This window comes from Sphingobacterium sp. GVS05A, assembly GCF_019969845.1.
Classification (GTDB): Bacteria; Bacteroidota; Bacteroidia; order Sphingobacteriales; family Sphingobacteriaceae; genus Sphingobacterium.
Genome location: NZ_JAHXYR010000001.1, coordinates 995,885 through 1,009,780, shown reverse-complemented (window position 1 = coordinate 1,009,780; position 13,896 = coordinate 995,885). Strand labels below are relative to the sequence as shown.

The following is a 13,896-nucleotide window of genomic DNA, read 5'->3' as shown; positions in this document are numbered from 1 at the left end:
TGTAATTATTTAAAAATATCGAACGCATATTTCGCCGAAGACCAAAACTCGTCGAGTGCGATCATCCGTGGTTTAAAGAACGTGATCAGCTCCCCCCACTCCGTTTCCTTAAAAATACTATGGCCTTCCAGTGTCTTGTAGATCTGACAGATCGGCTTGTCATATTCGTCATAACCATCCATATCCCATTCCCATTCTTCTCCCAGAATATCATGAAGCAGATTTTTGTACTGCAGAAATTGCTCGGCCATCAACGCACGGATTCCGGCATCAGTATGTGACCAGGTTATCGCAATTTTGGCAGCTTTCTTGTCGGCATCCATTTTAAAATACAGCTGTTTGATCCCTGTTTTATAGTTAACCCAATTTACTTTTTCACCATCAGCGGATGCATGCAGGGACATGAATTGCCCAAACTTGATCCAGAACAGCTGTTTTAATTGTTTTACCTCTTCTCTAGAATACACAAATAAAATTTTTAAGTCAACAAAATTAAGAAAATAGCTCAGTATGCCTAAACCTTATTGGTATTAAAATTGTTGTTTTATCAACAAACAAATTCAAAAGATGAATATAGACAAGAAAAAATCGCTCTTACTGCTGGCCGCTGTGGCTTTGGGAACTGTTGCATACAATGCATTAAAGCCGGTGATATCGCGCCCCGATGTAGTGGACCCTTTTGACTTAGATAAATACCTTGGAAAATGGTTTGAAATCGCTCGACTCGATTTCCGTTGGGAAAGAGGGCTGAGTCAGGTTTCAGCAGAATACAGCAAAAATAACAATGGAACGATCCGGGTAAATAATCAAGGCTATTCGGAGGAAAAAGAACAATGGAAACAATCCATAGGAAGAGCCAAATTTGTCAATGGCCCACATGAAGGCGCATTGAAAGTCTCCTTCTTCGGCCCCTTCTACAATGGATATAACATTGTAAAAATAACGCCAGATTATAAATATGCACTCATATTTGGCGACAATCTCGATTATATGTGGATTTTGGGCAGGGATACAGCGATTCCAGAAAAGATCCGAAATGAGTTTCTAACCTATGCATTACAATGTGGATATGAAACCGGTAATCTTGTCTGGACAAAACATTAGCCGAAAATCGGTGCAATTACTTGGTAATTGAGGGTCGGATCCTGTGCTAAAACATCAGCAATCTCCTGAAGATCTTGTTGATCGATGGCATTTTTGATTCCAGCATTATATAGATTCGCAAGAAATAGCGCGGCATCACGCTTTTCAGCTAGTGCTAAAATAGAACTTCCAACATAGAAATTGAGAACAGATGAGGCATAATCGCCAAATATATTAAAACTAAAATCCCCATTTTTCTGTAAGGAATAGCGCATCATTTTCTCAAAATCCGAACGTAAAGTATCTTTTGTAGTATCTTTCATAGCATAAAATCAATTATTCCAGCGTATTCAACCATTGGCAAAGGTGCAAAAAAAATCCCAAACAATGCTGTAAGGAAAAGCATTGTTTGGGATGATCAATTTATTCCGGTCTAACGGATTAAAGAGCCTCAGCGTGCTGAGAAACGTCCAGACCAAGTTCTTCATCTGTTTCTTCCACACGTAAAGGAGAAATCAGATCCGTTACTTTTAATAGCACCAAAGAGCCGACAAAGGCAAAGAAAGATACCGCGAACAGGGCAACGGTATGCACGAAAAACAACTTCGTTTCTCCAAAGAACAAACCATTATCAACGACCAAAGGATTGACATTATGGTGGGCAAATACACCGGTCAGCACCATCCCTACCATACCACCTACACCATGACAAGGAAATACATCCAAGGTATCATCAATACTTGTTTTACTTCTCAAATAGACAACCAGATTACTGATCAATGCGGCTACTAATCCAATGACCATAGCGTGTGGAATACTGACAAAACCCGCTGCTGGTGTAATCGCAACCAAGCCCACGACAGCACCAATACATGCGCCCATCGCTGACGGCTTTTTACCACGGATAATATCGACAAATATCCATGCCATCGCTGCCATCGCCGAAGCCGTTGTTGTTGTTGCAAACGCATAAGCTGCTATTGTATTGGCACCACCAGCTGAGCCTGCATTAAATCCAAACCATCCGAACCACAGTAAGGCTGTTCCCAAGATCACATAGCTTATACGGGCTGGATTATGTGTCTGTGATTTACGGCCTTTTAAATAAATGGCTGCCGCCAACGCAGCCCAACCTGCTGACATGTGCACGACAGTACCGCCGGCAAAATCAAGGACACCAAATTTCGCCAAAATCCCTTCAGGATGCCAGGTCGCATGCGCCAATGGCATATAAATAAAGATACCGAATAGGATAATAAACAACATATAAGAGTTGAATCGGATACGCTCAGCGAATGCACCGGTGATAAGTGCGGGCGTAATAATCGCAAATTTCAGTTGGAACATAGCGAACAAAACCAATGGAATAGTTGGCAATGCACCCCAAGCGATATTTCCTAACGTCCCCTTCATCATAAAGAATGTGCGCGGATCACCTATAATTCCACCGATATCTTCGCCAAAGGCCAAACTAAATCCGACGATTACCCAAAGGATTGTCATCAGACACATACAGATAAAACTCTGCATCATCGTTGAGATCACATTCTTTTTACTGACCATCCCGCCGTAAAAAAATGCCAGACCGGGCGTCATAATCAACACTAGCGCTGAGGAAGTCAATAACCAGGCTGTATCCCCTGTATCGAATTCAGCTTTGTCCAGTGCAGACAAATCTATAGATGGAAATACAAGTCCCAATACGCCCAAAAGTACCAGAACTAAGAGTGGAATAATTTTTTTCATTTGTTTAAACTGATTAGTCTTTATTAATACATCAATAAATTATTATTTAAAATACAAAAACAAAACAAAAACCTATTTTTACTTATTGTTTTGACAAATATAAAGTGTTTTTATTGAAAAATTACTATCAAATATTATTTTTTGTAATATTTTTTACATAATTTCACATCAACAAACACAAAAACAACAAAAACCTATAAAAAACCAATTAAAAATCAACCGAAAACTCAAAACAAATCAAACTTAAAACCTCTTAGACATGAAAAAAATCTTAACAATCATTATCTTTTCAATAATTTTCATCAAAACATCAAAATCACAAGAAGAAAATAAGGAAAAACCAGTGGAAATATCAGGATCAGTAGACACCTATTGGAAATATGACTTCCAAAACAAACCAAATATCAATACTTACTTTACTGAAGACAATAATTCAGTTTCCATTGGCATGGTTGATCTGGCTTTAAAGAAGAATTTTAAAAAAGCATCTTTTGTAGGAGAGTTATCTTTTGGACCTCGCGGGCAATATCGATCTATCGTAAATGGAGACGGCCAACCCGGAGACGACAAAAATAGCTTCCACATTCAAAATCTGTATGTAGGCTATAATCTAACGGACAAGCTCAATCTGACGGCAGGATTTATGGGAACATTCGTCGGATTTGAAGTTATCTCACCTACCTACAATTTTCATTACTCCACTTCTTATTTATTTGGTGCCGGCCCTTTTCAAGATGCCGGACTGAAAGCAACCTATAGTTTCTCCAACAAGTTTGCGCTGATGGTAGGTATATTTAATGATTGGAATGTATACCAAGATATAAACGGCGTATCACATGTCGGTTCGCAATTAGCTTACAGACCTAACGATAAAGGAAGCTTTTACCTTAACTTCTTAACAGGATCGTCTGCGGGTGGAAAAGAAAACTACAGCTCAGGCACACTCGTAGATTTCGTCGGAAATTATGATTTCACACCAAAATTCTTTCTCGGCGTAAATGCCACACATTATAAGAGAAGAGCCGAAGGCGGTTACACTGGGATAGCGCTCTATCCAAGGGTTCATCTCTCCGAACATTTTGGAATAGGATTACGTGAGGAGTTCTTCCAGACCCACAAAGAGGAAACCAATGGTGTCCCAAGTTCAAATATGCTAGCAACTACCTTGACAGCCGAATACAACTATCACGGCTTCAAATTCATTCCCGAAATTAGATTTGACAAAAGCAATACTGAGAAATTCATCAAGAATGACCTATCTCCAACAAAATCGGCCGGACAATTTTTGTTAGCATGTGTATATAGTTTCTAAATGAAATATTCTCCACACTCTTCTTTACCTATTAAATGCTTACAAGATTGATTTCATATCCTCACGAAATCAATTAGATATCCATTAAATAAATCGCTGCAAATAGAAAAAGCGGATCTTTTGGATCCGCTTTTTTATCTCTCTTCTCAAATCTATAATCTCGCCTATCACCTTACACTAACCGCAACATGTCGGTCTAAAATCCGGTCCGTCTCTGGTGCGTCTGCTGGGTATTTTGCAAATTGCGAGCCATAGCCCTCCGCTCCGATCACCTGCTTAGACAACCCCACCTTGTCCAGGTAATCCTTCACCGCATTTGCCCGATCCAACGATAATTTTTTATTATATTCTTCATTTCCGGTTTTATCTGTATATCCACCAATTTTCACATTAGCAGTGGGGAAAGCTTTTAGAATCTCGGCCAGATTGCTGAGCTGAGCCTGGCTCTCAGGTAATACTTTCGCTGTACCGGTTTCAAAATTCAGGTTATCAAAATCAAACCAAGTATTTTTCAATGAATCTTCTCCCAAAGATTTATAGTCGGATTTTAAAAATTGTACCAACCGATCTTCTATACCACTTTTAAATGCCCCCAGCTTCCCTCCATTCGGCAACATCACATCCAAATGCTCACGATCGACCGGACTGGTCGTACCATTTCCCATTGTATTTCCTGAATCCACCTGTCCCTGATTGACACTGGTATCTGTAGTACCACCATTTTTATTGCCACTACAGCCTTTTCCAAACAAAAACCAGAGCAATGCAATAACGATCAATGCAACCAAAATCTTCCACCAGCCTCCGCCAGATGAACCGGTCGCTGCCGCTGCCGCTCTGGCACCATCTGCTCTAGGCAATGCCAACGGCTCCTTATGTGCTTCCAACTCAGTAGCTGGATTAATGACTGTTGCTCCGTGACGGTTTTCAATATGTTCTACAGGCTCTTCTACAGGAGTATCCGGTATGACCTCTTCAGGTTTTACTTCCTCAGGTGCAGAAAAATGGCCACCATCAAATAATTTCCCAAAAGCGCCCAAACCCAACCCCGCCGGAATAGCGGCAGCAAAAGCTGTTTTATTATCCTGTAAAGTTTGATTTATGGTATTCGCATCCCACTGTTGACCTTTATTGGTCAAAGTGGAAAATATAGCTGGCAGGGACAAGCCCATCAATTTTTGTACCGACTCAGCGCTGAATCCCAGATAACCTGCCACTGTACCCAATACGGTCTCTAGACCACCACCAAATATTGAAGTTAGTATATTGCTACCTCCAGATTCTCCCGACTGCCCCTCAGCATCTTCACGAGCTTTCTGTCCGCCCAGAAGTTGATTCACATCAAAATTCGAAAAACGCTGTTTCGCCTGCTCCAGAATTGTAGAAATCCCACCCCCGCCTTCCGCCTGCTGACTCAATCCCAAAAACAAAGAGGGAACAACAACATTTAAGCCCTGTTTTACCTGTTCATTATCCTGGTTTAGACTTTGTCCGATCCGAGTAAGAACCTCATCATCAAAAAAGTCTTTCGCTGATTTTAAAAGCTGATTTTCCATAATCTTTGTTTATTAATTGTTTATATATAAAACATTAACAAACAAAGCCTTAATTTGTTCACATCATGCTATCCAACATCAAAACTCTCCTGACAGCCACTTTGGAATGACGAACTCTTCGGCTAGATGTGCAAACCGATAATCTTGCCAATTGCACTTATTGATCCATTGCACTTCTTCCAGTTCGGCCTGTGGTTGAAAATCAAATTTCATAGCGAGTTTGATCAAATAAATATATCCTTCTACCAGCGTATCACGCTCATTCACCGCCTGCGTCACATGCCGACCAATAAACTGCAATGTCGCAGGCACTGTATCAAACTGCAACTCTTCCCGGAGTTCCCGAACCAAGGCTTCCGAATCGCTTTCTCCCGCAACAATCTTACCGCCGGGCAATTGAAAATATTTTGAGCCCTTTTTCCTAACCATCAATAGTTCCCCTTCAGGGTTCAGCATCATAGCCGAACAAATTACAATCCTATGCATACTTTTTACTTGAAATTACAAAACTAACTTTTTGTCAATCATTTAAAAAATGTGTTTTATTCTTATATTTAAAGAACAAAACAATAATTTACATAATCCATATATGCATCAAGGATTAACATGTCTCGTATTTAGCCTATTGTTTCTATCGTTGGGCTGCCAGCAGGAAAAGAAAAGTACAGTAGAAAAAGAGAAAACAATTAAGCATCAAGACACTGTCACTGCCAAAAAACAGGAAGAAAAGCCTAAAGTAGTGACAGCAGCAGATATTATGATCAAAAAAGATCTGCTTTACAAAAAATACACACTTGAAGATACCTATCCCTATAAGGATACCACGCGTAGCTTTCAATGGGACAAAATAAAGGAACGTCTAGCTTATGTTGAAAATTTTCAACAGACACCCTCATTGTACGCCGTCCTTCAAAATTATCAAAATGAAAAAGGTGAGGCTCCTACGATTAAAGATTTCAAACGGGATTCTTACAAACGTGTGTCAGACAGTTTCAATGTCGAGCGTTATCAGGCAGCACCATTGTATGACCCAACAACAGACAAACCGGTACGTTATGGACGCGACGGATGGTTGGTCCGTGTAAAAGGATCAGACACCTTAGCACGGGTACCTATTGCGGGTGTATCATTTGAAGGGGATTATACCGTCCCCAAACGCTATCTGCGCCTGATAAGTGATAGTGTACAATTTAACATTATTAATGTTGTTGATGTCAAAAACCAAAACATCTGCACATTGGAAAAAGTTGGCAAAGAATGGCTCGTGCGCAGCATGAACCCTGTGACCAGTGGCCGGCACAAACCGCCACATGCCCAAGAAACACCCACGGGATTGTTTGTCGTCCAAGAGCACAAATCAAAGATGTTCTATTTTGAAGATGGCACGCGGACCTATGGCGGATTTGCTCCCTATGCGACGCGGTTCACCGCTGGAGCCTATATTCATGGTGTACCGGTCAATAATCCAAATGGTAGCATCATCGAATACAGTGAAAGTTTGGGCACAACACCTAAGTCACATATGTGTGTCAGAAATGCGTCATCTCACGCTCAATTTGTCTATAAACGGTCAAAAGACCTTTCCTCCTTGATCATTGTTATTGATTAACAATATTTAACATTCTGTAAATCAAATATGTATTAACTTTAATAATTATTTTTGTAAACATCTACACAGAAAAGGGAGGAGAATGGGAAATACGATTATGTTTCTTTTAATGGCACTTAATACAGCATTGTCATCAAAAGAAGAATTAAAAACAACAGATCAACAAACCAATACCCATCATATAAATGTAGAACGTCAACGGACAGCCGTTGATTCTTTATATGATGAAATGAATCTAGGCCCAGTATTAAAATACGAGGCATTTCGACAAGCAATGGAAGGTAGAAAAGAGCTTTCCATCCACAACAAAGATATTATGACAGTCATCGACTTTTCCATGCCATCCACGGAAAAAAGACTTGTTGTACTTGATCTGGAACACAAAAAAGTGCTTTTTAACACCTTGGTATCACACGGAAAAAATAGTGGTGAAAATTATGCTACAGATTTTTCGAATCAGCAGGAGTCATTAAAAAGCTCCTTGGGATTTTTTGTTACCGAAAACACCTATAACGGTGAAAATGGCTACTCCTTGGTATTGGATGGCCTTGAAGAAGGTATAAATGACAATGCCAAAGCACGATATGTAGTTATGCATGGCGCAGATTACTGCAGCACAGGCACTATCTCAAGCTTGGGAAGGTTAGGCAAAAGCTACGGATGCCCTGCGGTTCCCCGCGAATATGCCGGACCGATCATCAACACAATAAAGGATGGAACACTCCTGTTTATCTATGCGGACAATCAGGACTACCTTGCGAAAACGCACCTGATCCATCAACCAAATGTACTGATGGCGCAATTCAATCGAAAACAACGGCTTGAAAACACGGATGAAGGTTAACATAAAGAAAATTTAAAATGTAAAAACGAACCCGAGCATTGACTATTTAAAATTAGATTCCAACGGGTTACGAACAAAATTCAATAAAAATGGGATGTTCAGGTTATTACTGAACATCCCATTTTCATTATATTATTAAGAAGCCAAAAGGCCACACATAAAATAGCTATACCATACAGCCTAGGATTTATGCTTTTTCTTAAATTTTAACATCCAGTCATAGATCGCATCATCGTGGAATAAGCGTTCCACACTACCATGTGTCCCTCCTTTTATTACATTTAAGCTCACATCAGCTTCAGGGTCCACCTTTTTTATGGCTTTCATAATTTTTCTGGATTCTGAAATGGGTACGGCACGATCAGCTGTTCCATGATGTAGCCAAATTGGAACCTGCGTCAGGTTGGAAGCATATTGGCTCGATCCGCCGCCACAAATCGCCACTGCTGCAGCTATCCTCTCTGGATATTTTCCGGCAACATCCATGGTACCATAACCGCCCATACTCATACCACATACGTAGATACGATCAGGATCAGCATTGTAATGCGCGATAACATAATCAACGATCTCTATCACTTTATCCGGATCCCAGCCACCGCGGGATTGGGGAGCAACAATAATCCCTGGAACATCCTGCCCTTTGTTGATCGCATACAGTACACCATAACGTTTTACCCGATCCAAATTAGTACCTGATAGACTTCTGCCATGCAGAAACACAAAGACAGGTTGTTTTTCCGAGGCTTCACCATCGGTATCAGCTTCTTTTAATAGAAAAGGATAAGCTGTCTCCCCTTTGATCGCTTCTATTTCCTGCGCATTTATCTTCATCAAAAACAGAAAGAAAACACACAAAGACAGGTGAATTTTACGCATAAATTTATTTTATCTACGATTACTTAGCTTAATTTTGGAGGACTAAAAATACAATTAAACTATTTTCACCTAATGCATTTAACAACTTTTAACATTTTCAATGCATCAAACTATGCTCTTCAAACCTGTGTTCTTATAAATTTGGTCTGATATGCAATTATAATTGCATATCAGACCAAATTTATCTTAGTTTGTACTATTACGTAAAAAATAAGGGCTCATCATGAAAATACTGCATACTGCCGATTGGCATTTAGGGAAACGACTGGATAGCTTCTCTCGGGTGGACGAACAGCTTTTGGTCATGGAGGAGATTATTCAGCTCGCGGACCAGCAAGAGGTCGACCTGGTTCTTATTGCAGGAGACCTTTTTGATACGTTCAATCCTGGTGTAGAGGCTATCGAGTTATTTTACAAAACGATCAAACGATTGGCAAAAAATGGTACCCGACCTGTTATCGCCATCGCCGGAAACCACGATTCACCCAATTTGATTGATGCACCAGATCCTTTAGCCCGGGCATCTGGCATTATTCTCATTGGTCACCCAAATGCAGTTGTAACACCATTTACGGCCGAAGGTTTTTCGGTCCTACGCTCAGACAATGGCTTTATCGAGTTGAACCTGGAAGGCTATAACTATCCTATCCGTATACTCCATACCGCTTATGCCAATGAAATCCGACTGAAACAATATCTTGGTGAAGACAAGGAAGTTCAATTAAATAAAGCATTGGCCGAAAATTGGCAAAAATTGGCAGAGACCTACTGTGACGAAAAGGGTGTCAATATACTGACAGCACACCTTTATATGAATAAAATTGGATCCCCATTAATCGACGAGCCTGATGGGGAAAAGCCAATTAAAATTGGAAATGCTGACCTGATCTATTCAGAATCCATCCCGGTTCAGATTCAATATACGGCGCTCGGCCATATTCATGGATTCAAAAATATCGGTTCTCCGGAAAAACCTGTTGTATACGCCTCATCTCCCCTTTGTTATAGTTTCGCCGAAGCTGGCCAGACCAAATATGTAAGCATTGTCAATGCTGTACCCGATGCACATGTCACATTTGATCGCATTGCACTCCAACAAGGAAAACCCTTAGTCCGAAAATCTTTTGATGATATCGACCAATGTATTACATGGCTCTCCGAGCATCCAGAAACATTAGTGGAATTAACGCTCAAATCCGAAACCTTCCTAAAAGCTGAAGACCGTAAGCTGATTTATCAGACACATCCGGGTATCGTCTATTTAATTCCTGTTGTACAGCACGACAAACAAAACCCACTTGATACAAAAGAAATTAATCTAACCCACGATATATCCGCACTTTTTCAGGATTATTTCAAATCCAAAAATGCCAACCAGGCGCCCAATGACGATATACTCAACCTTTTTCTCGAAATACTAAATTCTTAAACCCATGATCCCTTTAAAGTTAACTGTAGAAGGTATATATTCCTATCAAGAACGTCAGACAATAGATTTCACAGCGTTGACAGATGCCGGGCTTTTTGGGATATTTGGTGCTGTTGGATCTGGTAAGTCATCTATTTTGGAAGCGATTACCTATGCCCTATATGGTGAAACCGAACGGTTAAATGCACGCGACAAACGCGCTTACAATATGATGAATTTGAAATCAAACCGTTCGTATATCGAATTGGATTTCATTAATTTCGAAAACCGCACATTCAAAGTAACAAGGGAATTTAAACGCAATTCCAAAAATTTTGAAGATGTCAAATCTCCTACGGTTGTATTATATGAAAATATCAATGAACAATGGGTTCCATTGGAAAGCAGTAACACACAATCAATCATTGGATTAAGTTACGAAAATTTCAAAAGAACGATCATCATTCCCCAGGGGCAATTTAAGGAGTTCATTGAGCTGGGTGCAAAGGAACGAACTGATATGATGAAAGAAATCTTTCAGCTCCATCGTTTCGATTTGCAGGACAAAGTTGCTGCCCTTTATAAAAAAAATCAATCCGAACTAGATCAGCTCAATGGTCAGTTGATGGGTTTCGAAGAGATCAGTAGCGAGCGTATCATAGCGACACGTGACAAACTGAATGAAGAGCGAGAATCTTTCAGCAAGGCGCAGCATACAAACAAGCTCCTTCAGGAGAAATTTCAGACATTGAAAAATGTGAAAGAAGATTTCTTGGAATTGAGCAAAATGAAGTCTCTATTTCAGCAATTGACTGATCAGCATGCCGAAAAGGAAACTTTGCGCCAACGTATGATACGCTTTGAAGAAGCGCATTCAAGCTTTTTTCACATCCTCCAGACACAGGAGAAATTGAAACACGAAAATACGCAGGAACAAAGCAAGTTGCAGTTAGAGCAAACAAAATCTGTGGAACTTCAACAAGCTACCCAACAGATATCGCAGCAACTGCAACAGGTAAAACCGCAATATGAGCGATTGCCTGAACGAAGGATAAGTGAATTAGATCTGGAACTTATTCTACAGCTGATCAATTTTTCAACTGAGATAAAAGGTTTAAAAGAAAGTGCACAGAAAGGACGGGATTTTGTCCAGAAGGCTAAGGAGCAACAGGTGCAATGTAAAAACAACATACAGCAAACGGAAACCATACTCCATGGTCTGAAGCGATCGAAACCATCGGCTAATGAACTGATGGAGCTGGGACAATGGTACACCAAACAGCAGGCCATCCAGCAACAGGAGACCGAACTCAACCATCAACTCCTGGAGCTTACAGCTTCCATAACTGATCTGCAAGGTGATTTGCAACGCCAGAACTTCGATCCTGCCGAGTTTGAATCAGCGTATACAGCCGAATTGCTGGAACTTGAAACCCGACTCAACGCGCTAAACGACGAGAAAGCACACCTTCTATTGCAGCAGAAGCTCACACACTTCGCGGAGAACCTAAGAGCGGGATCTCCCTGCCCCTTATGTGGGGCCCTCGAACACCCTGCTATCGCGGAAGGAATGGATATCACACAAGAGCTGACAGAAAACCAACGAGCGACAGTAGAAATCAATGCACGCATAAAATCCAAGGTTGATCAAAAATTTGAGATTGAAAAGCTCCTACTCCGCCTACAATCCCTACAGGTACAACAAAGTGATCTCACAAACAAGATCCAGGCAAACAAATCTCAGAAGTCCGCTCACCTACTTCAATTTACCTGGGCAGGGTACAGCAGCACGGATGAGTCAATGTATACACAGAAAAAACAGGAACTCGCCAACATCGAAGCCCAGATCATAGCAACAGAGCAGATCGCCACGATCCATCAGACTACCTTGGCAGATATAGAGAGCAAGCTGGAAAGAGCGAATGTAAAATTAAGTGGTCTTGAAATTGAGGAAGCGCAAAAACAAACCCAGATTAATCAAAATATAGGCCATCTAAAACACTTGAACTGGGCAGATTATCAATCCCGGGAGAAACCTACGGTCGAAAACGAATATCACACATTAAAAGCTGAAAATCTTCGTATAGAACAGGACTATAATACATTGACAGATCGCTTGAACAAGCTAAACAGTCAGTCTGCTGCACAAAATAGCCTGGTTCAATCCATTCAGGAACGGATTATCAAAATAAAGTCTGAGATCTTACATATTGACACGACGATCGAACAGCTCCTCCAGGCTTCCGTATTCAACACGATAGATCAAGTAAAAGAGACATTAGCGGAGAACCTACCTGTACAGAATATCCGTGCCGAACTGGAACAGTTTCAAATTGAATTTGAAACCCTGAAAGCACAGATCATGCAGTTAGAAAAAAAGTTAGCAGATAAAGTCTACGATGAGGCAGTCTTTATACAGGAAGAAGCTGCTTTGGAAGAAAGCTTCCATCACCTTAAAATCCTGACAGAGAACGTTGCTAAATGCGAACAGGAGTTGAATCAGTTGGAGTCAGCCAACGAAAAAAAGGAAACTTTACTGCAACAACAAGCACAATTAAACCTTCGTAATGATAATCTGAAACAGCTATTTAACCTATTTAAGGGAGCGGGATTTGTGCAGTATGTTTCATCAATCTATCTGCGCCAGCTTTGTGACCATGCCAATATCCGTTTTCACCGAATGACACGCAACCAGCTAAGTTTACAGATTAATGAAAACAATGAATTTGAAATCATTGATTATTTGAATGAAGGCAAAAGCCGGAGCGTAAAAACACTCTCCGGCGGTCAAGCTTTCCAGGTATCCCTGAGTCTTGCGCTGGCCCTAGCTGAAAGTGTACAGTCCAATACCAAGGCCGCTAAAAACTTCTTTTTTATCGATGAAGGCTTTGGTACCCAAGATATCGCTTCTGTCAATATTGTCTTCGAAACCTTACTCGACCTGCACAAAGAAAATCGAATAGTCGGTATTATCTCGCATGTTGAAGAATTAAAAGAACGGATTCCAATATCACTTTCCATCGAAAAGGATGAAGAACATGGTAGTCAAATTTTCATTAATTAGTTGTAAATCCCAAAGCAATTTTGTAGATTAGTTATAGCGACAGAAGCCAAAAAACTGTCGCTATAACCAAAAAACAAAAGATTATGGGCTTATTTTCAAATAACCGAAAAGGAAAAAGGTCTCATCCTTTTTTTCATAAAACAGCTAAATCGACAATTTATTTAGCGACAGAAGACAACAATCAATCCACTGAACATCGGACGACTTCATCAATGCTTTTTGTCAAGCAATATGATATCATGCGTATCTTAAAGGATATTTTAATGCCGCAGAACCAGAATTAGTTTTTGGTGAAAAATTTATATGGTTCAGGTGGCAAGGAAATTTCTTGCCCTATCTCTACTATGACCTGTATCTGGTCGATGCTGTTATACTTCATCTATCGCTATTCTTCA

Annotated in this window: 13 protein-coding genes; 7 read left to right on the top strand and 6 right to left on the bottom strand. The window is 40.4% G+C overall.

Going from position 1 to position 13,896, the window contains the following annotated elements; translation table 11 throughout:
• Window positions 1–5 precede the first annotated feature (5 nt).
• Window positions 6–467 carry a DUF4268 domain-containing protein gene (locus LC454_RS04350; RefSeq protein WP_223580001.1) on the bottom strand — a complete coding sequence of 154 codons (462 nt, stop codon included), beginning with the start codon at window positions 465–467 and terminating at the stop codon, window positions 6–8.
• Between the two features lie 100 nt (window positions 468–567).
• On the opposite strand from LC454_RS04350, the gene LC454_RS04345 reads away from it, so the two are divergent.
• Window positions 568–1,104, top strand: coding sequence for a lipocalin family protein (locus tag LC454_RS04345; protein ID WP_223579998.1), 537 nt, complete (start codon window positions 568–570; stop codon window positions 1,102–1,104).
• Here LC454_RS04345 and LC454_RS04340 read toward each other — a convergent pair.
• Both LC454_RS04340 and LC454_RS04335 read right to left on the bottom strand, forming a co-directional pair.
• Window positions 1,101–1,406 carry a hypothetical protein gene (locus LC454_RS04340; RefSeq protein WP_223579983.1) on the bottom strand — a complete coding sequence of 102 codons (306 nt, stop codon included), beginning with the start codon at window positions 1,404–1,406 and terminating at the stop codon, window positions 1,101–1,103. The two genes, LC454_RS04345 and LC454_RS04340, sit on opposite strands and share 4 nt — an antisense overlap.
• Before the next feature lie 118 nt (window positions 1,407–1,524).
• A complete protein-coding gene (locus LC454_RS04335; protein ID WP_223579980.1) occupies window positions 1,525–2,829 on the bottom strand; it encodes an ammonium transporter in 1,305 nt (434 codons plus the stop codon).
• Window positions 2,830–3,088: 259 nt separating this feature from the next.
• On the opposite strand from LC454_RS04335, the gene LC454_RS04330 reads away from it, so the two are divergent.
• Window positions 3,089–4,141, top strand: a complete 1,053-nt coding sequence (locus LC454_RS04330; RefSeq protein WP_223579977.1) for an outer membrane beta-barrel protein — start codon at window positions 3,089–3,091, stop codon at window positions 4,139–4,141.
• Window positions 4,142–4,308: 167 nt separating this feature from the next.
• Here the strand turns inward: LC454_RS04330 and LC454_RS04325 are convergent, their stop codons facing one another.
• Together LC454_RS04325 and LC454_RS04320 are read right to left on the bottom strand one after the other, a co-directional pair.
• On the bottom strand, window positions 4,309–5,697 hold the full coding sequence (locus LC454_RS04325) for an OmpA family protein (protein WP_223579975.1): 1,389 nt from the start codon (window positions 5,695–5,697) through the stop codon (window positions 4,309–4,311).
• A 78-nt stretch (window positions 5,698–5,775) separates the two neighbouring features.
• The gene (locus LC454_RS04320; protein ID WP_223579972.1) at window positions 5,776–6,183 is read right to left on the bottom strand and encodes an NUDIX hydrolase; all 408 of its coding nucleotides are present in this window, start codon (window positions 6,181–6,183) and stop codon (window positions 5,776–5,778) included.
• A 103-nt stretch (window positions 6,184–6,286) separates the two neighbouring features.
• Between LC454_RS04320 and LC454_RS04315 the strand changes: the two genes are divergently transcribed.
• Window positions 6,287–7,306 carry a L,D-transpeptidase gene (locus LC454_RS04315; protein ID WP_223579969.1) on the top strand — a complete coding sequence of 340 codons (1,020 nt, stop codon included), beginning with the start codon at window positions 6,287–6,289 and terminating at the stop codon, window positions 7,304–7,306.
• 82 nt (window positions 7,307–7,388) lie between these two features.
• On the top strand, window positions 7,389–8,150 hold the full coding sequence (locus LC454_RS04310) for a murein L,D-transpeptidase catalytic domain family protein (protein ID WP_223579966.1): 762 nt from the start codon (window positions 7,389–7,391) through the stop codon (window positions 8,148–8,150).
• 180 nt (window positions 8,151–8,330) lie between these two features.
• Here the strand turns inward: LC454_RS04310 and LC454_RS04305 are convergent, their stop codons facing one another.
• Window positions 8,331–9,029: a prolyl oligopeptidase family serine peptidase gene (locus LC454_RS04305; protein ID WP_223579963.1), complete on the bottom strand. Its 699-nt coding sequence runs from the start codon at window positions 9,027–9,029 to the stop codon at window positions 8,331–8,333.
• 223 nt (window positions 9,030–9,252) lie between these two features.
• Here LC454_RS04305 and LC454_RS04300 point away from each other — a divergent pair, with 223 nt between their 5' ends.
• From LC454_RS04300 to LC454_RS04290, 3 genes are all read left to right on the top strand, one after another.
• Window positions 9,253–10,458: an exonuclease SbcCD subunit D gene (locus LC454_RS04300; RefSeq protein WP_223579953.1), complete on the top strand. Its 1,206-nt coding sequence runs from the start codon at window positions 9,253–9,255 to the stop codon at window positions 10,456–10,458.
• A 4-nt stretch (window positions 10,459–10,462) separates the two neighbouring features.
• A complete protein-coding gene (locus LC454_RS04295; RefSeq protein ID WP_223579950.1) occupies window positions 10,463–13,501 on the top strand; it encodes an AAA family ATPase in 3,039 nt (1,012 codons plus the stop codon).
• An 83-nt stretch (window positions 13,502–13,584) separates the two neighbouring features.
• The gene (locus LC454_RS04290; RefSeq protein WP_223579947.1) at window positions 13,585–13,785 is read left to right on the top strand and encodes a hypothetical protein; all 201 of its coding nucleotides are present in this window, start codon (window positions 13,585–13,587) and stop codon (window positions 13,783–13,785) included.
• Window positions 13,786–13,896 lie beyond the last annotated feature (111 nt).

Bases quoted from the DNA above. Each gene is read 5' to 3' on its own strand.
- LC454_RS04335 (WP_223579980.1), bottom strand. From the start codon at position 2,829: ATGAAAAAAATTATTCCACTCTTAGTTCTGGTACTTTTGGGCGTATTG.
- LC454_RS04295 (WP_223579950.1), top strand. From the start codon at position 10,463: ATGATCCCTTTAAAGTTAACTGTAGAAGGTATATATTCCTATCAAGAA.
- LC454_RS04305 (WP_223579963.1), bottom strand. From the start codon at position 9,029: ATGCGTAAAATTCACCTGTCTTTGTGTGTTTTCTTTCTGTTTTTGATG.
- LC454_RS04315 (WP_223579969.1), top strand. From the start codon at position 6,287: ATGCATCAAGGATTAACATGTCTCGTATTTAGCCTATTGTTTCTATCG.
- LC454_RS04300 (WP_223579953.1), top strand. From the start codon at position 9,253: ATGAAAATACTGCATACTGCCGATTGGCATTTAGGGAAACGACTGGAT.
- LC454_RS04330 (WP_223579977.1), top strand. From the start codon at position 3,089: ATGAAAAAAATCTTAACAATCATTATCTTTTCAATAATTTTCATCAAA.
- LC454_RS04310 (WP_223579966.1), top strand. From the start codon at position 7,389: ATGGGAAATACGATTATGTTTCTTTTAATGGCACTTAATACAGCATTG.
- LC454_RS04290 (WP_223579947.1), top strand. From the start codon at position 13,585: ATGGGCTTATTTTCAAATAACCGAAAAGGAAAAAGGTCTCATCCTTTT.
- LC454_RS04320 (WP_223579972.1), bottom strand. From the start codon at position 6,183: ATGCATAGGATTGTAATTTGTTCGGCTATGATGCTGAACCCTGAAGGG.
- LC454_RS04340 (WP_223579983.1), bottom strand. From the start codon at position 1,406: ATGAAAGATACTACAAAAGATACTTTACGTTCGGATTTTGAGAAAATG.
- LC454_RS04325 (WP_223579975.1), bottom strand. From the start codon at position 5,697: ATGGAAAATCAGCTTTTAAAATCAGCGAAAGACTTTTTTGATGATGAG.
- LC454_RS04345 (WP_223579998.1), top strand. From the start codon at position 568: ATGAATATAGACAAGAAAAAATCGCTCTTACTGCTGGCCGCTGTGGCT.